The sequence below is a fragment of the Lichenihabitans psoromatis genome (assembly GCF_004323635.1).
Lineage (GTDB): Bacteria > Pseudomonadota > Alphaproteobacteria > Rhizobiales > Beijerinckiaceae > Lichenihabitans > Lichenihabitans psoromatis.
In genome coordinates this window covers 502,845-520,632 of sequence record NZ_CP036515.1, presented here as the reverse complement: position 1 = coordinate 520,632, position 17,788 = coordinate 502,845, and the positions used below count along the sequence as shown (strand labels likewise).

Genomic DNA, 17,788 nt, shown 5'->3' with positions numbered 1-17,788 from the left:
CAGCGTTGTGGCTGTCCAAACGAGACGAGCGTGGCCCAACCCAGCGCCGTCAGCGACCCAGCACGTGCCGAAGGATGGTCGGGATCGCGGTCTTGACCTGAAAATATCCGCGCGTCGATCGCGGCCAAGTGAGATCGTCCCATGGGCGTCGGAGCCGGATACTGGTCGCGGGAAGCGCCGTGGCCGATGGACCCACCGGGGCCCAAGGCGTGACGATCGGCAGGCCGTCCGCCCAGCCCTCGGTGATGGGACGCGCCGCGCAGCCGAAGTGAGCGTCGGCCCGCGCCAGGGCATCAGACATCGCCTGCTCGTCGGCATGTCGGACCAACGGCGCTGCATCAGGCGCATGGGCCAGAAGTCCGCCGATGCGTGTGACGCGCGCGCTGCCGAGGTCGAGGCTTTCCGGGTTCAGGTCGTCGAGATGCAGCAGGAGCGCGATCTCACCAGTCGGTGCCAAGCCGGCGCGGGGCAGGGCGATGGCGTCGCGCCGTTCGGGCTCCTCGAGCGGCACAGGGGTTTCGTTTAATCCTCGAGGCGAGAAGCGGCCGTCGGTAAAGCGTCGGATGTTGTCGGCCCGTGCCGCATAGGCCTTTCCAGGCGTATGCAATCCCGCAACCCAGCGCCAGGACAGGGTGTTGCTGGCCGGATCGCCGTCGATCAGGTGACGGAGAAAGAAGTCCGCTCCGAGCGCCCAAGGCAGCCGCAGGGTGAAGATCCAGATCGAGGCGAACCACATGCGCGTGTGATTATGCAGCCAACCGGTTTCCGTGAGCTCGCGAGCCCAATCGTCAAATCCGTCGATTCCGGTGTTGCCGGTCACGGCCCGGTCAAAGGCTCGTCGCAATGTCGGCTCTGCGCCGAGCTGGTCCCGTCCCTCTGCCACCAGATCAAGGTAGTTGGTCCAGATCGTGGGCCGAGTCTCGAGGTGACCCTTGAAGTAGGAGCGCCAGAAAACCTCTTCGATAAATTTGCTCGCCTCGTCCGGCCCATGGTCATCGAGAGCAGCTGCGACCGCTTCCTCCTCGAGTAGGAGGCGGCGACGCAGGAAAGGCGACAGGGCGCTGGTGGTCGGCTCGCGCTCCGATCCGATATCGGTGTTGCGGTTGGAGGTGTAAGCGCGGCCGAGGTGAGGCGTGACGGAAGCGAGCCGGCCGAGGGCCGCGGAGCGTGTCAATGTGAAGGAGCGTGTCATGTCCGCCATGTGGAGCTCACCGCTCGCTTGCCCAGTGCGGCACCGCGTCAAGTCAACAATGCCCACGACCCTCTCGGTTTCGCGAAGAACGATTGGAAATTCCTCCCCCGCCTCTCCTGCCGAGGTCGTCTGAAACGCGAAGCTTCGGCGTGCAAACCACGGTCGGCCCAGGCAAAGCCCCGCGTGCTTCCCTGTGCGTGCTCTGTCATGGGCGTTGCGGCATCGGTTGCCATCGGCCGCACCAGCATAGCGATCCTCGTGCCGTGGTCGTCGTCATACATCGGCATGCCGGCCAGTCCGTGCGGCGTCGCAACCAGCCGCCCACCCATGAACCGATAGCCGCAGCCGATCGATCGGGTGCAATGACGTTTCGGTTCAGGCGATTGTCGATCCAACGGAGAAGGTCATCCTTGTCGCCGGCCTTAAACTCGACAGGGTGCAGGTGGTCTGGCGCATCGTGCCGCATGGCTATCGCTGGCTTCCTCCGCCAGGGCCATCATGCCGCTTGGTTCGCTTTAAGTCGCCTCGCGCATAGACCACCCGCCCGCACCGCCTATGCCAAGGATCAGCACCGCCGCAGCGGCGGATCGCCAGCCTAAGAAAGGACGATACCGACACCGTGGGATGACGTTGCTGTTCGATCAGGTGGGCCAGATTGAGCGCGGGCGGGATCGGCTCGGCCGCGATTGGGGCCAGCGCCGCGCGCAGAGCTGTGCGCTGGGCGGCGAAGGCGGCAACGCGCTGCATCGCATCCTGATTAAGTGCGAGAAAGCGCTCGACCTCGGCTCGGCGCTCCAGCGGCAGGGCGTCGTCGACAAATGCGTGAATGTCGTCTTCGGTCACGACAGGCTCAGTGGTCATTTGACCCTCCTCAGATGGGGAACCCGCGTGGCAATGGGGGCGTCGCCTTCCATCAGGCGCATCAGACGTTCCCGTCCGCGCGAAAGACGAGACATCACGGTTCCGACCGGCACGCCGAGGACCTTGGCGGCTTCGGTGTAGGACAGGTCCTCGACCGAGATGAGAAGCAAGACACTGCGTTGTTCGTCGGGAAGCCGATCGAGGGCTTTGAGCAGGTCGGCATGCAGCAAGCGTTCCTCCTGCATGGGCGGTTGGGAGGCCAGAGACTCGTCCATGTCATCAATGTCGACCGGCCGGCCGCGGCGGGTGATCTGCCGTAGCCGGTTAATCGCGAGGTTGTGCAGGATCGTGAACACCCAGGTGCGTGCGTTCCCCTCCGGATCGCGCTGGTGCCAGCGCGTGATGGTCCGCTCCAGCGTGTCCTGCACCAGGTCGTCTGCCGCGGTTGTGTCCTTGAGCAGGGACCGGGCGTAGCGGCGCAGGGCCGGGATCATCGGCTCGACGAGGAGCATCATGGCTTTCACGACTGCACCGCCTCCCCAATCCCGGCTCGAGGATCAGTCGACTTCAATCTGAACGGGTGCGCCGGTCTTGGCCGCCGTGCCACTCAGGATGACGAGGTAGCGCCGCTCCTCGCCCACATCGGCCTGCACGATCTGTCGGATGGGGCCGATCGCGTTGACGATTGCAGACCCTGCCGGGTTGGTCATGAAGGCCGACAACGACTGGATGAGGCCGCCGCCATTGGCTTGTGTGCAGAGTGCGAGCACGTAGGGGTGTTTCGGCTCCAGCCCCGTCACGGAGGCTTCGAGCACCTGAACCAGCCCCTGGTCAAACAGCGACACACTGGTTGGCGCCTGCATACCAGCTGCAATCGTCGTCCCGGCTGCCGTCAACGTGAGATGAGCCGTCTGGCCCGCGATACCAAGCGGCTGGAGGTTCTCGGTGCCGCCGCCCTGCGGCACGGCGTTTGGCACATAGACAGCGGCTTGTGGGGCCTGCCCGATCGGAACGGTGGCGATCACCTGATTGGTGAGCGTGTCGATGGCCGTCATGCCGTCGGCATTCTCGAGGCCGACGTAGACTCGGGTGCCGTCGCCCGACGGCCAAATGCCGTGCGGCAGCTTGCCGACCGGAATGGTTGCAACGAGGGAGAAATCGTCGGTGCGGAACACCTTCACCTCGTTGAGACCCCCGATCGTCACATAGGCGAAGGTCCCCTTGGCATTGTGGACGATGTTGACATGGTTGGTGATCGGGCCAGTCTGAATCGTCTTCAGAATGGCGAAGGGCGGCCTAGCCTCGAAGACCTGCGTCTCGCCCGTGTCTTTCAGCGTGAACCATACCTGGGTCCCGTCGGGCGTCGCCGCGATATTAGGACAGAATGGACTATCCTGTTTCACGCGGGCGACGATTTTGTGATCGGCCATCGTCACCCCATCCACCTCGGGATTGAACGACGAGCAGACATAGCCGTAGGTGCCGTCGGGCGAAAAGATCTGCATGCCCGGCCCATTGGGCGTCCTGATACGAGTGGTCTCCTCGAAGGTCGTCGCGTCCAGGACGGAGACATAATCCTCACCCCGCACAGTCACCCAGATCTCTTTGCCGTCAGGGGTGAAAAAGGCCTCATGTGGCGCGCGGCCCACATAGGTCGTGTGCTTCACGGCGTTCGTCGCCGTATCAATGAAAGTGACGGAATTGCTGCCGATCGAGACGACCGCGAGCGTCCTGTGGTCGGGGGAGAAGCCCATGCCATGGACGAGGACCTGTCCTTTGTAGAGTGGGCTAAAGTTCATTGGGGAAGGATCGCCCAGGCGGATCACGCCGAGAAGCGTGTTATCGGCGGGATCAATCACCGACACGGTGTTTGAGAACTGCTCGGCCGCATAGACGCGGTCACGATGGCTGATCGGTATCTCGACCTCCGCGGCCGCGCCGGGGGCTTGGCCGGCTAGCGCCGGGGCGCAGGCTGCGAGGACGCTAGCCGCCAGGAGAACCAGAAGGGATAAAGGATGTGTCATGGGGTGATCGTTACTTTCATCGGCATCGCTGAAGGCGACATGACCATGGCGCCGGGTCGGGTTGGAGATGGCATAGATGCTGGCAGGGCTTGGTTGAGCCCAAGGCGCATAGCTGCAATTTCCTGTTGCTGTTCAACGACGATCTCCTGGGCGATGCGGCGCAGGAGTTCGTTGTGCCCGTACCGCAATTCCGCCTCGGCCATCGCGATGGCGCCCTGGTGATAGGGGATCATCATGGCGGCAAAGTCGGCATCGATATTACCGGACGGCGCGACGGTCATTGCGTCCATCATCCGGGTCATGGCAGCATCGTTCTCGGTCATGACTATTCGGCGTTGTTCTACAATAAGTTAGGCGGCCATGTCGCATTCTTGTCGCGTCTGCGCGGGGTGCAGGTCAAGGATCAACGCTCGGTTTGCCATGGCTTGCATCATGCCATGCCGACGATGGCCGCCGACAACCGGGTGGGCGTAGATCTGAAGCGTCACGTCGAAGGTGGAATGGCCGAGCAGGGATGCGACCTCGGTGACAGGCCAACCCAGTTCAATCATGAAGCTCGCGGCGAAGTGCCGGAGAGCGTGGAAGTGGAACTCGTTCTTCGGCCGCCCGAGCCCGGATCGCTCCAGAAGGCGGTGCCACGTCTTGCGGAACGAAGTAGAGAAGAACATGCTTGCGTCGGGCCGCCTGAACACGAGGCCGCGCCTATCCAGCACAGCCCAGTTGGCAAACCAGTCGCTAAGGATGATTTGAACATGGTCCGGCATCGGAACGTCGCGGTTTCCGGCCGATGTCTTCGGTCCTTTAAGCTCATCCTCGACTGTCAGGCTGTGACGCACGCGGATGATGCCGGACGACAGGTTAACGTTGTCTCGCGTCAACCCCATGATTTCGCCGTACCTTAGTCCACAGAATGCGGCCAAGTGCACGGCGCTTTTGAGCATCGCCTGTTGCCGCCGGCTGCAGTTGTAGCCTGGAGTTTCCACGCTTTTGATGACCAGGCGGACCTGTTCGAGATCGAGCGTCTCGATCCGACTTCGCGCGTTGCCTCGATGCTCTCGCATGACCTCGGCAAAAGGATTTCCCTTTGCCATGCCGCGCTTGACTGCAAAGTCGCCGACCATTTTGGCGACGAGCAGGTAGGCCCTAACCGTCGTGGTACTCAGCCCCTTCTTGACCATATCGTTGTACCAGCGGTCGGTGAGGACGAACGTCAGTTGATTGAGCAGCACACCGCCTAATTTAGGCACGAGGTAGCCATCGACCGCCTGCCTCATGATCCGGATGCGGTTGGTCCCGATCGAACCTTCCTTCAGCCGAATCTCGCAATGACGAAGGAAATCGTCGCACACCACGGATACCGTTGCAGCGTAACTATTCTGAAGATGGTCACCTCGCTCAAGCTCCTGCTCAATTTTGACGCGCAGCTTATCCGCGTCCTTTTTTAAGCCGGAGGCAGGGGTCTGCCGCTTTCGAGCGCCGTTTACGTCTGTGTATTCGACGCACCATGCCGATTTCGTGTCCCCCTTGTAGGTCCACTCGCGCTTACGAATGCTTGCCATCGGCGATCTCCCATCGACCGAGAGGTTTGGCAGGCCTAAGCCGGGCCAGGAGCGGATCAGGCTGTGTGACGAGCGGTGGTCCCGCCTCGCGGATATCGACCTGGATTGGGTGTGTGATGATCATTGAGTTGCCTGTTGATTGGCTTTTGGCCGCTATCCAGCGCCTCGCCCGCCTCCAACTGGCGCGAGTCGATCAGCAGCGACCTTGGGCGGGGAAGCCGGCCACCATGCTCGTCATAGTTGCGGAACAGCTCTAGATGACCGGCGTGGAAGCCCGCGCGCTCGCCTTCCTCGGCATCGCCGCGCTCGAATCCCGCGATCCATTCGAACACCAGCTTCGAGATGGCGGTGTTCTGGCAGACCACGATGAACACGGGCGGCACCCCGATGCCCGCTTTTCGCCAGCTCTCGAATTCGCCGGCATAGTGGCTGTAGAGGGAATTGAGCGCGGTGAGCAGCAGCGGATTGAGGTCGAACGGACTGAGCTTGTTCGCGCTCGCGGTCGACTTCGGCATCGACTTGCCGATGTGCTTCCACAGATCGCGGTACACGACCGTTTCCGTGCCGACCAGATTGTCGGTGACGGGCACGCGCGGCAGCTTGACGATTCCGCTTTCGATCGCGTCCATCAGGCTGAAGTCAGACACGACCCAAGGGAACAGCGTGCCTTCCTGGTAGCCAGATCCGCGAAGGAAGAAGGGCGTCGCGGAAAGATCATAGACCGCGCGCACTCCCCCGCTGCGCTTGCCCTTCTTGAGCTGCCGATCCAGCGCCTCAATGCCATTGATCCAGAGGCGTGCGGCCTCTTCGTTCTGCTCTGCTTCCTTCTTATCGTCTCCGGTTAGGGCACCCTCGACGTCGCCGTCCACCTTATGACGATAGCAGTGGTGCGCCTCGTCGTTGAAGACGTTGATCCGGTCGAAGCGAAGCAGCTTGTCGCAGGCCCGTCCCAGCATCTGACCGTCGGTTTCAATCGTCCGGATCGGCTCGGGATCGTTGCCCTGCAGGAAGCTGCGCGCAGCCTTGGGCATAGCGAGCGTCTCGCGATGCTGGAAGGCGTGGTAATTGGTGATGACGATCTCTGCCCGCCGCAGTTCGGGCAACATCTCCGGCGGTACGATCTCGCGTGTGTCGTAGTAGTTGCCCGGCTCGCTGGGCTGCAGGACCCTCAGCCGGTCCTTGATGGTGATGCCCGGTGCCACGATCAAGAAGGCGCGGGAAAAGTCCTTCGTCTCCTTGCGTGCGGCATTGATCGCCTGCCAGGCAATCAGCATCGCCATGACGGTGGTCTTGCCGCTGCCGGTCGCCATCTTCAATGCCAACCGGAACAGGGCCGGGTTGGCCTCCTCATTGTCCTTGGCAATTTGGTGGAGCAGGATACGGGTCACCGCGCGTCTCGGCGCGACCTCGGTGAGCCAGATCATCGTCTCGACGGCCTCGATCTGGCAGAAGAACGGGCGCGGACCGGCCCATTCATTCTTCGGACGTCGCCAGTGCTCAATCAGCCGCTGGGTCGTCGGGGTAACGCCCCAATCCCCAGGGTTCGGGATCGGGCGCCATGCCGCGAGGTAGCCGCGAACCTCGTTGATCTTGGCATTTTCGCTATAGGTATCGAAATCGAGCGACGACTGGGCAGCGGTCAACTTTTTCCGCGAGGGATGAGCATGCGCGCGATCGCGACCGCCGCGCTCGCCAGCACCGCTCCGAGTTTAGCCAATGTGCTCTACGGCAAACTCGCTCGGCGTGTGGCAGAGATGTTCGGATGGCCGGTCGACAGGCGTGCCGACGGCAGCCCGATCTGGATGAGCCTCATTGCCGAAGGTTGGCAGCCGCCCGATCGCGAATTCGAATGGACAATGGTTCCGACCGCCGCTGCGGCGGTCAAAACATTACTGTCATCGTCGTGAACTTCCTCATCGCCGAAACCTTCACCGCCTCTTTCAATCGCCTGTCCGGTCAGGACCAGAAGGCCGTGAAGGCGAGTGTCTTCGATCTCCAGATGGACCCAACCGGGAATGGGCTCCAACTTCATCGCATCGACAAGAGCAAGGACCAAAACTTCTGGTCCGCTCGCGTCAACCGCGACGTTCGACTGATCGTCCACAAGACCGGCGAGTCTATGCTGGTCGCTTATGTCGATCATCACGACGACGCCTATGACTGGGCCGAGCGGCGGCGGATCGAGGCGCATCCGCGCACCGGCGCGGTTCAGATCGTCGAAGTTCGCGAGCGCGTGGAGGAGGTCGCGCCACCCGGGACGCTCGACGTCGTAAGTCACGCGGTACCTGCCGTCGCGCCTCAACCATACCTTTTCGCCTCGCTCGACGACAACGCCCTGCTATCGGTCGGCGTGCCGGCGGATTGGCTGGCTGATGTCCGCGGCGCGACCGAAGATGCGTTTTTCACGCTAGCGGCGCATCTGCCGGCCGAGGCCTCCGAGGCGCTGCTCGAATATGCCGCCACCGGCCTCTTGCCCAAGCCCGCGCCGGTTGTCGCCAACCCCTTCGCGCACCCCGACGCCCTGCGGCGTATCCGGCCGATTGCCAACCAGGAGGAACTCGAGCAGGCGCTGGCGTTCCCTTGGGAAAAGTGGGGTGTGTTTCTCCACCCCTCACAGCGCGCCCTGACGGAACGCAGCTTTGCCGGGCCGGCGCGTGTCGCGGGATCCGCAGGCACGGGCAAGACGATCGTGGCACTCCACCGCGCGGTTCGGCTTGCTCGCGACAACCCGGACGCGCGTGTCCTGCTCGCCAGCTTCTCGCAGCCGTTGGCGGACGCAATGGCCAAAAAGCTTGTGGTGCTGGCGCCGGACACTGGCGGAATCGTGCCGCGGATCACGACAGCCTGCTTCCGCGGCATCGCCGAGCAGATGTACCAGCTCGAATATGGTTCAAGGCCTCGCATCGCGTCTGACCTAGTGCTGCGGGAGCGGCTGGGCGAGGCGGCCCAGGTTGTGCGGCTCAAGGGCTTTTCCGATCGGTTTCTGCTGTCGGAATGGACGAATGTCATTGATGCCTGGGGCATCACCTCCTCAGAGGCTTATGCGACCGTGCAGCGCATGGGGCGCAAAAGCCGCCTCGGCCCCAACCAGCGCGAGCGGCTGTGGCCGGTCTTCGAAGCCGTTCGTGCCGCGCTCCTTGCCGAGCGTACAACAAGCTGGGCTCAGGTTTTCACGGGGCTTGCCGATGCGCTCGCAGGCCGATCGCGCAAGCCGTTCGACCACATTGTTCTCGATGAAGCGCAAGATCTCGCGCCGGCCGAATTGCGTTTCTTTGCCGCGCTTGCGCCGGCCGGTCCCGATGTTCTTTTTCTGGCTGGGGACATGGGCCAGCGCATCTTCCAGCACCCCTTTTCCTGGGCCAATTTGGGCGTCGAGATCCGCGGCCGGTCGCAAACCCTAAAAGTCTGCTACCGCACATCTCACCAAATCCGGAAAGCGGCCGATCGTCTGCTGCCGACCGTGCTGCGGGACGTCGATGGCCTGGAGGACGAGCGGCGAGGCATTGTCTCGGTCTTCCATGGCCCTGCTCCCGAGATCAGAATCGTCGCGAGTGCGGCCGAGGAAGCGGCGGCAGTCGGCGCAGTGGTCGAGGCGTGGCTCGCGGAGGGTGTCGCCGCTCACGAGATCGGCATTTTCGTCCGCACCACGGAGTTGGTCTCTCGTGCCCGCTCGGCGCTCAAGGGCCTCAAGGGGACCGAGGCGATCACGACTGTCCCTATGCACCTCGCCAAGGGTCTGGAGTTTCGCGCCGTCATCGTCATGGCTTGCGATCAGGGCATCCTGCCGCTCGACGAGCGCATCGCCGACGCGGCGGACGAGGCCGAGCTCGATGAGATTTACGAGACTGAGCGAAGGCTTCTCTATGTCGCCTGCACCCGCGCCCGGGAGCACCTGCTGCTGACTGGTGTGCTGCCCGCTTCCGAATATCTGAACGACTTCAAGGTTGGCGAAAGGTCGTGAGCTTACTCACGGTCTCGTCAGTGCCCATGCAATCCGGAGCCAGGCCGGGTTGTGTTCCTGAGCGTGGTTGCAGTCCGGCGGGATCGTGTCCATTGCTGTCGACGTGGCAGTTGGAGTGAACAGGGGCACCGCGAAGTGCTCGGCATGGACATAGACCTGTCCAAAACCGAGACTTTCTGGACGGGGTTCCTGCGCAAGCTGGCGCGTCGTGGCCTCCGGAGGTCTAGTTGGTGATCTCGGACGCGTACGAGGGGCTGAAGGCCGCCGTCCGTCAAGAGCCTGCCCTCGGGCCTGACCTGAGGGTGCTCGCCGCCATATTGCAGCAGCTATCGCGTCCAGTTCGCTTCGCGGCGCCGACAGCGCAGGCCTAGGCTTCCAAAGCTCGCCCCATCTTATGTACGACAGCGAAGCCGACGTGCTGGCCTACATGACTTTTCCACTCGTGCATCGCCACCAAGCTCCACTCGACGAAAGCGCTAGAGCGGCTCAACGGCGAGATCAAACGCAGGACCGAGGTCGTCGGCATCTTCCTCAACGAAGCCGCGCGCGACGGTTCTCTGCGCCCAGGGTCGGTACTCAGCGTCACGGTTGCCTCCCGAAGCAGCAGCAGTTTGGAACTTTAGCCACGGAATTCACTTCCGGGAATGTCCTTTAGCGGAAGCTAACGGACCTCAGCAGATGTCTCGAATGCGCCAGGAGCGGGATTCGGCTGGCCGCCAGGAAGCGGACCTTCGTTCGGTCATGGCGTCCCGGCAGCAGTCGAACCGACTAAGACCTTCAGAGAGTCCGCTTGTGTGGCTTTCGAAGTTTTTGGCAACGGGCGCGTCGGCCGAAAAGAAATTGCGTTTGGGGATGTCTCTCGCACCTGCCGGTCTCGAACGGCTGATGGGCGGCCTTTCGGCGCGCCCATCAGCTTTGACGATCGACTCAAAAGGTCGAGTATTTCGGCGCCTTGCATCCGCCGCAGACATTTGGCCAAGACCAATCGGCAACCTTCCCCTTGTTGGCGTCGACGTAGGGGCTCCAGGGCTTCGGCGGAAGTGCCGCGCTCTGGTAGACGATGCTGAACTGGCCGTTGCCCTGGATCTCGCCGATCATCACGGGCTTAGCCATATGATGGTTGGGCAGCATCGTCACCTCGACACCCGAGGGCGAACTGAACTTCTGGCCGATCATCGCCTGCCGAACGGCATTGACGTCGGTTGTGCCGGCCTGCTGGACCGCCTGAACCCACATGTGGAACAGGATGTAGGCGGATTCCATGGGATCGTTGGTGACGTTGTCCGGCTTCTTGGAATAGGCGCGCCACTTGGCGATGAAAGCCCTGTTCTCCGGCGTGTCGACCGATTGGAAGTAGCTCCAGGCTGCCAGATGGCCGACCAGCGGCTTGGTGTCGACGCCGGCGAGCTCCTCCTCACCTACCGAGAAGGCCATCACCGGGATGTTGGTCGCTTTCACGCCCTGGTTGCCGAGTTCCTTGTAGAACGGAATGTTGGCGTCGCCATTGACGGTCGAGATCACGGCGGTCTTCCGGCCGACCGACCCGAAGGATTTGATCTTGGCGACTTCGGTCTGCCAGTCGGCGAAGCCGAACGGCGTATAGTTCTCCAAGATATCCTCGTCCGCGACACCCTTCGACTTAAGGAAGGCACGGATGATTTTGTTGCTGGTCCGAGGATAGACATAGTCGGTCCCCTCCAGCACGAAGCGCTTCACGTTGCCGCCGTCGGGGCTCATCAAATACTCGACCGCGGGGATCGCCTTGTTGTCGGGCACGGAACTGCCATAGAAGACGTTGTAGGAATCCTCCTCGCCTTCGTATTCCAGCGGGTAGAACAGGAGGCCGTTCAACTCCTCGAACACCGGCAGCACTGACTTGCGAGACACCGAGGTCCAGCAGCCGAACACGGCCGCGACCTTGTCCTTGCTGATCAGTTCGCGAGCCTTTTCCGCGAACAGGGGCCAATTGGAGGCCGGGTCGACGACCACGGGCTCGATCTGCTTGCCGAGAAGACCGCCCTTGGCATTGATCTCGGCGATCTGCATCAGCATGACGTCCTTTAAGATCGTCTCGCTGATCGCCATCGTGCCCGACAGGGAATGGAGCACGCCCACCTTGATCGTGTCGTCGGCTGCGACCGCATAGCCCGATGTCGTCCAAAGCATGGCCGAGGCGACAAGCCCCTTCAGCCAAGATCGTCGTGTCTTCGACATTGTCCGCTCCTTTCGCCGCCTTGCACGGATGCCGCCCGGGGGACGTGCGGACACTTCAAGGCGTCGAAAGGCTGGCATGGCAGAGCACAGCCGCAGAGAGCCAAGCCGTGCGCATGCGATGGGTCCACCCCGCCTTGGGCTTGGCGTCACGCTGCAGCATTGCGCTGTGCGCTTATCGAGCAAATTCCCGAGGCGGCGCTTCGGACCTGCCTGAGCCACGCGCGGCCCTGCTCACGGATCATCCAGCATTAGTCCAGTCGCGGCAGAAACGATAGGTCCAGAGACGCGGACCGATTGCGCGGGCGCTCCCAGGGCCTACGATAGGATCACCCCGAGCAGCTCTGCGGCGTCCAGTGGAGAATCGATGCAAGTTCCCGTGGTTCTGGACCGATCCAGTGGAGAGACCCTCACGGGCCAGATCGTGGAGCAGCTGAGGCGTGCGATCACGCATGCGCGTCTGCCCGTAGGAACACGGATGCCCTCGTCGCGCCAGCTTTCGGAGCAGCTCGCGGTGGCCCGCAACACCGTCGTGCGCGCCTACGAGATCCTCATGACGGAGGGCCTGGTGGACTCCCGACCGGCGTCGGGGATTTTCGTCTCCGCGCCCGACCCAGGATGTGCACCACCGGTCCCGACCGCGCCACAGGGGGTGCGCGAACCGTCCTGGTCGATGCCCTTGCCCTCGCTCCCGGTGCGGCTTGTGCAGCGGTCCGGCACAATACGCCGCCGGCTTTCCTTCGATTTCTATCCCGGACGGTCTCATCACGCGCTGTTCCCGTTGAAGCTCTGGCGGCGACACCTTGCAAAAAACCTGACGTTTGGCGGGGCCCGGGGCCTGACCGAGGGCGGCGAGGCGGCGGGACTGCTCGCGCTACGCTCGGCGATCGCGCTCTATATCGCCACCACCCGCGGCATCGCGGCCGACCCGAGCCGCATCATCATCGTTTCAGGCGTCCAGGAAGGCATCAGCCTAGCGAGCCGTCTGTTCCTGCATCGCGGCACGCTCGCAGCCTTGGAGGACCCCGGCTCCCAGGGCGCCCTTTATGCCTTCGAGGCAACCGGGTCCGAGACCGTCGGCGTGGCCGTCGACCAAGATGGGCTCGTGCCCAGCGATCTACCGCTCCGATCGACGGCGCTGCTCTACGTCACGCCATCCCACCAGTTTCCCACGGGCGTGATGTTGTCGGCCGGCCGCCGCGACAGCATCGCGGCCTGGGCGCGCCGCTGCGGCTGCTACATCCTCGAGGACGATTCCGACGCCGACTTGCGGTTCGAGGGTTCGAACCCGCCCGCGATCGCGGCCGATGCGCCGGACTGCACGATCTACCTCGGCTCCTTCGCGCGAACGCTGGGTGCGGGTCTTGGTTTGGGCTTCATGGTCGTGCCGCCGCGTCTCGCGGAGGTCGTGGTCGCGGCCAAGGAACTGCTCGATGGCGGCAATGCCTGGCTCGACCAGGCTACTCTGGCCGACATGATGGCCGGCAACAGCTACGCGGTCCACGTCGCCCGCGTACGCGCCCACTATCGCGAAAACCGTGACCGCCTCCTCGCCGCCCTGCGTCGCAGCTTCGGCGAGGTCAGCATCAGCGGCGAGACGGGTGGCCTCCACCTCCTGTGGAACCTTCCGGCCGGCGTGCCCGACGCAGCAGTGGTTGAGAATCTGGCCCGACGATCCCGCATCGGCGTGTATCCGCTCGCCTCCTGTGGCGCCATGACGATCCGTCCGTCCCTCCTGGATCGTCGCGCTCTCCTGCTCGGCTTCGGGGCCCTGCTTCCCAAGCAGATCGAACAGGCGATGGATCGGCTGTCCGAGGCCATCGACGATACGGTCGACGATCTCAAGACCGACGTTACGACTTATCTCGTGGAGGCGCCGCAGGGATCGGTCCAGCTGCCGGGCCGAGCTCGGCGCACCCCGATGCATCTGGACTCCCGCTTTCGCCAGCAACCGGCTCTACCAAAGCCACGTCGTGCCCGTGCACCGTCAAAGACGAGGATCGCACAAGGACCCGGGCTCACCATGGCGAGCGTCAGTAGCATTTATCGATACCCAATCAAGGGACTGAGCGCGCAGCCCCTCGCCCAGGTCGACACAGAAGCAGGCAGGCCCATTCCATACGATCGCGTCTTTGCGCTCGCCCGGCCCACGGCCCCCCTCGACCGCGACGATCCGAAATGGGCCAAGAAGGGTCTCTTCGCCATGCTGATGCTGGACGAGGGGTTGGCCCAGGTCGCGACCAGCCTGGACATCGATACGATGTGGTTGACGGCGTGGCGCGCCGGCCGGCAGGTCGCGGCAGGCTGCTTGACCGACCCCGCCCAGCGCGAACAGCTGGAGCGCTTTTTTTGGACGCTGCTGCCGAGCTTCAAGGACCCGCCGGTGCTCATTCGGTCACGCGTTGGGCATTTCATGGACAAACCCGACAGCGTGATCTCGCTCATCAACCTCGCCACGTTGCGCAGCCTCGAAGAGCGCTGGGGCGTCTCGCTCGACCCGCTGCGCTTTCGCGCCAACATCTATATCGATGGCGCAAAGGCCTTCGAGGAGGTCGACTGGGTAGGAAGCGAGGTCACGATCGGGGGAACGACGTTCCTGGTCGATCGAGTCAACGGTCGCTGCGGGGCCACCAACGTCAACCCGGCCACAGCGCGCCGGGACCTCGACATCCCCACTTCGCTGCGGGCAAGCTTCGGACATAAGAACCTTGGGGTCTATCTCATCGCCCGCCAGAACGGCACCATCGCGGTCGGGGACACGGTCCTGGCGTCCGGCTCGATCGAATACGTCGCCGCCCCTCCTGCGCGGTCGCCCGAACCGGAAGGCCCGCGCCGGCAGTTCATCTGCCGAGGCTGCTACTACATCTACGACGAAAGCGCGGGCGTGCCCCAACAGGGCATTCCGCCTGGAACCGCATTGATGGCCCTACCGACGGATTGGCGCTGCCCCGACTGTGGCAGCGAAAAGGTCCTGTTTGTACCGCAGGTGCATGACGGATCCTGAACGCCGCCGGCAAGGAGGCGCAAACGACTGCCCGGGGCGCCGAGCGAACGTCCGTTTCCGGGCAGAAAGCCAACTTCAGCTATCCACCCAACCCTGACTAAGCAGCGGTCGCGGGTCTGCGGTTCCGGGTCGCGCCAGGAGCGGACATTAGGTGCTTGCCCCGAAGCGGACGTTCGGGTTTGCGCACGTGGGCGCCGTGACCGCCGGTGCTGATCGATGCCGTCGGCTGGCGCTTGATCTTCTTGGTCAACCTTCCGGTGGCCGTCCATCCCGTTCGATCATGGTTGAACGGGCTGAGGTGGGACGGAAAGCGAAGCCTTGCTCGCTTTCCTTCCCAATCGAAAGGACTTCACCCATGCGACCCATTGAGAAGCGCATCGCTGCCGTCGAGGCGTGGAGCACGCGGCCAAGCGATGGCAGCTACACCCTGGGGTTTTGCCCGCCCGACGTAGACCCCGGGGTATTCCGAGCTCAGAAGCAGGCTGAGTTTGGGAAGCACGCGCGGTTGATGATCGTCTCGTTCGTCGCTTCTGACGGCGCGGGCGGGATCAAGCCGCAGCCGTGGCATCAGCCGAAGACGCTTTAGATCTCGCAGGCCATTTATATGAAGCGAACAAAGGTTTTTAGACCGACTGTGCCTTTCAAGCTTGTGCTAGTCGAATGGGAGGACAGCCAACAGCCGATCCCATCGTGGCAATGGCTTGACGAATACAGAGTTCCGACTGCGGTCGGGTGCATTTCGGTCGGGTATCTCGTAGCCGAGACTTGCGATGCGATTGCAATCGCTCCGAACCTTGGAGACTTCAGCAAAGACCGTGTACAAGCCAGCGGCATTATACGAATACCCACTACTGCCGTTCGCAAGATGATCAGTTTGTAAAATCTACTTCGGTTTTTTGCGTGGCTCGATGTGAGCCAGCACCGATGCTGCAAGAGACTGCGTCTCCCTCGTCGTTAGCGTACTTGGGGCTCGTTCGCCTTTACCGGCCAGCGACTTTATTTTTGATGACGTGATTGGCTCCACGCTGGGCTTTGACGGTGTCTTTGCCATAATCGTGACCTCGAGTTTGAGCTGCCCCGGACATTGCCGAGGTTACGCTAGTCAATGAACAAACATTAAGTCGTCAACATCCAAACAGTCAGGCACAAATTCATGTGCCACGTCTAAAGGGATCCCCTTCAATGATATCCAGTTTGAAGGCAGGTGCCGAAACCCGGTCTTCAGGCATTTGATCGAACCATGATTTCAGGTCAGAAGCCAACTTGTGCCTTTCTATATCAAGCCAATCTAAAACCGTTTCTACTAAGCCAATCAGGTACTTGCGTTCCATTATGGCCGAGAATGGAACTGAGAAATTCGAGGAAAGAACATCAAGTGCGTAATGTTCTTTGCTCCTAATCAGTAAAGCAACGGTTGCACTTGCCAGCTGCTCGTCATGGGCTACCATCCGATCTCTAATAATTTTGAGAAGCTCGAATTGGCCACGCTGAATTTGGCTGAAAACTTGTTTGGGCTTTAGCGGACGCTGCCTAATGCCTCCTGCTCCCTTGAAGCACCTACAAAAAATGATCAGTGAGGCCTCGTAAAGCGCTTCCTCAGTTGGGGTCGCCGGCCGGGCGATGTCCGAGGAAATCAGATCGAGCCAACGTTTTGCCTTACGCATATCTGCGTCGATAGAAGACAGTCGGCGGAACTCCACCGCCCCTGGACCCTCAATTCCGTGGACTGTAGCCCCGTCTGGCCAGTCCCCCTTAACGATCAATCGATCGTCCTTAAAAACAATGCTTCTAGGTTCTGGCATGTTGATATGTCTCGGACCTATGTGGTTCAACTAAACCTCGCCCTTGATTACATACGGATCGATGTCTCCGACGCGTTCCTGGTACGACCTTGTACCATCACGCCACTGCCAAATCTGAGCGTGTTGGCGTCTAACCTCTAAGTCAAGGCAGCCGATATCGACAGCACCCAAGTGATATGGATAAAATGCCTGCATAGCGAGGAGCACCCTTTGTACAACGAGATCAAGAAACACATCATCTTCGATTGGTCCAACGCGTAATCCCTCAGACCCTAACCTACCCTGATCCCAGCATGCGCCAACATTGTCAAAGTCGAACTGCGCCACGATTGATTCGTCGCCGGGATTGATGCCATCTCGCTTCTTAGGATGCTTTGTTCCGTTGCAAAGGCCCTGAACAATCCGAAAAGGTCCCTCACAAAAACCGAGTAATTTGTCGATCACCTTGCGTTTGTCCGACATCCCTTCAGCCTAAGCTAGGTGATCTGCAAGGTGATAAGTCAAAATACATGCAGTATAGGCCAAGCTTATGTCTGCTCGCGCATTGAGGAACCGACAAATATTTGGGAGGACCACGATTTCAACATACTGAGCCGGCTTCACAAACTCATTCCTTAGCTAGTCAACAGGTTCTGATCCGCGTCCCGACGCTGTGCAAATCAATCAGAGCACGATCACTTCCTCTGACTCAAGCTGTAGATAGTTGCCTACAGCGCCTGCATGTCTCACGATGCGGATCGTCCCATCTGGCGCGACTTCAACGCACCATTCGGAACCAGATGCCTTCGCGGCTTTCAATGCCCGACGCAGGTCGGCGACTGTGAAACGAGCTGGCTTGTTCAAGGCTCGACCTTCCTCAACAGCACCCCAGCGCCGCGCCGCCACCATTCTCAGGAATGAATTCAATACCGGCCGTTTCTGGGGCTTTTCGAAGATCAACTAGGGTGTGGCCGTATGGCTGCCGCTTCGCAGTCGCAAAATTGGAAATGTCGGACGACCGACTACGTCAGATCTCAACGTGAAATGCGCAAAGCGATATAGGCGACAAACATCAGACAAAAAATTAAAAGTAACCTGCAATGACGAAGCAGTCGCACGGATGCCATGGTCGATTTCAAAGCCTCAGAAGCCTGAATTGATGCCGCGGATGCATCCTGCCTAGCGTGTGTAATCA

The 17,788-nt window shown here is 61.6% G+C and carries 14 protein-coding genes and 2 pseudogenes; 5 read left to right on the top strand and 11 right to left on the bottom strand.

All coding sequences use genetic code 11. The features are described from left to right. Nucleotides 1-49: 49 nt before the first annotated feature. The 7 genes and pseudogenes from EY713_RS02470 to EY713_RS02440 form a co-directional block, all read right to left on the bottom strand. Nucleotides 50-1,201 (bottom strand): FAD-binding domain-containing protein, encoded by a 1,152-nt coding sequence (locus tag EY713_RS02470; RefSeq protein ID WP_342635974.1) that lies wholly within the window; start codon nucleotides 1,199-1,201, stop codon nucleotides 50-52. Between the two features lie 459 nt (nucleotides 1,202-1,660). Continuing rightward, entirely contained in the window at nucleotides 1,661-2,035 is a 375-nt protein-coding gene (locus EY713_RS02465) for an anti-sigma factor family protein (RefSeq protein ID WP_131113408.1), read from the bottom strand. A 14-nt stretch (nucleotides 2,036-2,049) separates the two neighbouring features. Further along, a complete protein-coding gene (locus tag EY713_RS02460) occupies nucleotides 2,050-2,577 on the bottom strand; it encodes a sigma-70 family RNA polymerase sigma factor (protein ID WP_170314062.1) in 528 nt (175 codons plus the stop codon). 33 nt (nucleotides 2,578-2,610) lie between these two features. Further along, a complete protein-coding gene (locus EY713_RS02455; protein WP_131113406.1) occupies nucleotides 2,611-4,077 on the bottom strand; it encodes a YncE family protein in 1,467 nt (488 codons plus the stop codon). Then, nucleotides 4,074-4,400 (bottom strand): DUF305 domain-containing protein, encoded by a 327-nt coding sequence (locus EY713_RS02450; RefSeq protein ID WP_131113405.1) that lies wholly within the window; start codon nucleotides 4,398-4,400, stop codon nucleotides 4,074-4,076. The genes EY713_RS02455 and EY713_RS02450 overlap by 4 nt, the downstream gene beginning before the upstream one ends. A 27-nt stretch (nucleotides 4,401-4,427) precedes the next feature. Continuing rightward, nucleotides 4,428-5,636 (bottom strand): tyrosine-type recombinase/integrase, encoded by a 1,209-nt coding sequence (locus tag EY713_RS02445; RefSeq protein WP_131113404.1) that lies wholly within the window; start codon nucleotides 5,634-5,636, stop codon nucleotides 4,428-4,430. A 152-nt stretch (nucleotides 5,637-5,788) separates the two neighbouring features. Then, a pseudogene (locus tag EY713_RS02440) lies at nucleotides 5,789-7,294 on the bottom strand (DEAD/DEAH box helicase family protein); the annotation flags it as partial. Nucleotides 7,295-7,300: 6 nt separating this feature from the next. On the opposite strand from EY713_RS02440, the gene EY713_RS02435 reads away from it, so the two are divergent. From EY713_RS02435 to EY713_RS23045, 3 genes and pseudogenes are all read left to right on the top strand, one after another. Further along, nucleotides 7,301-7,543: a hypothetical protein gene (locus EY713_RS02435; protein ID WP_131113402.1), complete on the top strand. Its 243-nt coding sequence runs from the start codon at nucleotides 7,301-7,303 to the stop codon at nucleotides 7,541-7,543. Further along, the gene (locus EY713_RS02430) at nucleotides 7,486-9,597 is read left to right on the top strand and encodes a 3'-5' exonuclease (RefSeq protein ID WP_245572861.1); all 2,112 of its coding nucleotides are present in this window, start codon (nucleotides 7,486-7,488) and stop codon (nucleotides 9,595-9,597) included. The genes EY713_RS02435 and EY713_RS02430 overlap by 58 nt, the downstream gene beginning before the upstream one ends. A gap of 73 nt (nucleotides 9,598-9,670) precedes the next feature. Further along, nucleotides 9,671-10,142: pseudogene (locus EY713_RS23045) on the top strand (transposase); the annotation flags it as partial. A gap of 382 nt (nucleotides 10,143-10,524) precedes the next feature. Here EY713_RS23045 and urtA read toward each other — a convergent pair. Beyond that, the gene (gene urtA, locus EY713_RS02415; RefSeq protein WP_131113401.1) at nucleotides 10,525-11,811 is read right to left on the bottom strand and encodes an urea ABC transporter substrate-binding protein; all 1,287 of its coding nucleotides are present in this window, start codon (nucleotides 11,809-11,811) and stop codon (nucleotides 10,525-10,527) included. A gap of 364 nt (nucleotides 11,812-12,175) precedes the next feature. Here urtA and pdxR point away from each other — a divergent pair, with 364 nt between their 5' ends. Both pdxR and EY713_RS02405 read left to right on the top strand, forming a co-directional pair. Then, nucleotides 12,176-14,812, top strand: coding sequence for a MocR-like pyridoxine biosynthesis transcription factor PdxR (gene pdxR / locus EY713_RS02410; RefSeq protein ID WP_131113400.1), 2,637 nt, complete (start codon nucleotides 12,176-12,178; stop codon nucleotides 14,810-14,812). Between the two features lie 355 nt (nucleotides 14,813-15,167). After that, nucleotides 15,168-15,398 carry a hypothetical protein gene (locus tag EY713_RS02405; RefSeq protein ID WP_131113399.1) on the top strand — a complete coding sequence of 77 codons (231 nt, stop codon included), beginning with the start codon at nucleotides 15,168-15,170 and terminating at the stop codon, nucleotides 15,396-15,398. Nucleotides 15,399-15,963: 565 nt separating this feature from the next. On the opposite strand, the gene EY713_RS02400 is transcribed toward EY713_RS02405, so the two are convergent. The 3 genes from EY713_RS02400 to EY713_RS02390 form a co-directional block, all read right to left on the bottom strand. Next, a complete protein-coding gene (locus tag EY713_RS02400; protein WP_131113398.1) occupies nucleotides 15,964-16,476 on the bottom strand; it encodes a hypothetical protein in 513 nt (170 codons plus the stop codon). Between the two features lie 168 nt (nucleotides 16,477-16,644). Then, a complete protein-coding gene (locus EY713_RS02395) occupies nucleotides 16,645-17,076 on the bottom strand; it encodes a hypothetical protein (protein ID WP_131113397.1) in 432 nt (143 codons plus the stop codon). A 201-nt stretch (nucleotides 17,077-17,277) separates the two neighbouring features. Next, entirely contained in the window at nucleotides 17,278-17,553 is a 276-nt protein-coding gene (locus EY713_RS02390; RefSeq protein ID WP_131113396.1) for a hypothetical protein, read from the bottom strand. Between the last annotated feature and the right edge of the window lie 235 nt (nucleotides 17,554-17,788).

Excerpts from the sequence above, each read along its gene's own strand:
- EY713_RS02470 (WP_342635974.1), bottom strand. The coding sequence starts at position 1,201 with ATGGCGGACATGACACGCTCCTTCACATTGACACGCTCCGCGGCCCTC.
- EY713_RS02455 (WP_131113406.1), bottom strand. The coding sequence starts at position 4,077 with ATGACACATCCTTTATCCCTTCTGGTTCTCCTGGCGGCTAGCGTCCTC.
- EY713_RS02450 (WP_131113405.1), bottom strand. The coding sequence starts at position 4,400 with ATGACCGAGAACGATGCTGCCATGACCCGGATGATGGACGCAATGACC.
- EY713_RS02445 (WP_131113404.1), bottom strand. The coding sequence starts at position 5,636 with ATGGCAAGCATTCGTAAGCGCGAGTGGACCTACAAGGGGGACACGAAA.
- EY713_RS02435 (WP_131113402.1), top strand. The coding sequence starts at position 7,301 with ATGCGCGCGATCGCGACCGCCGCGCTCGCCAGCACCGCTCCGAGTTTA.
- EY713_RS02430 (WP_245572861.1), top strand. The coding sequence starts at position 7,486 with ATGGACAATGGTTCCGACCGCCGCTGCGGCGGTCAAAACATTACTGTC.
- urtA (WP_131113401.1), bottom strand. The coding sequence starts at position 11,811 with ATGTCGAAGACACGACGATCTTGGCTGAAGGGGCTTGTCGCCTCGGCC.
- pdxR (WP_131113400.1), top strand. The coding sequence starts at position 12,176 with ATGCAAGTTCCCGTGGTTCTGGACCGATCCAGTGGAGAGACCCTCACG.
- EY713_RS02405 (WP_131113399.1), top strand. The coding sequence starts at position 15,168 with ATGCGACCCATTGAGAAGCGCATCGCTGCCGTCGAGGCGTGGAGCACG.
- EY713_RS02400 (WP_131113398.1), bottom strand. The coding sequence starts at position 16,476 with ATGCGTAAGGCAAAACGTTGGCTCGATCTGATTTCCTCGGACATCGCC.
- EY713_RS02395 (WP_131113397.1), bottom strand. The coding sequence starts at position 17,076 with ATGTCGGACAAACGCAAGGTGATCGACAAATTACTCGGTTTTTGTGAG.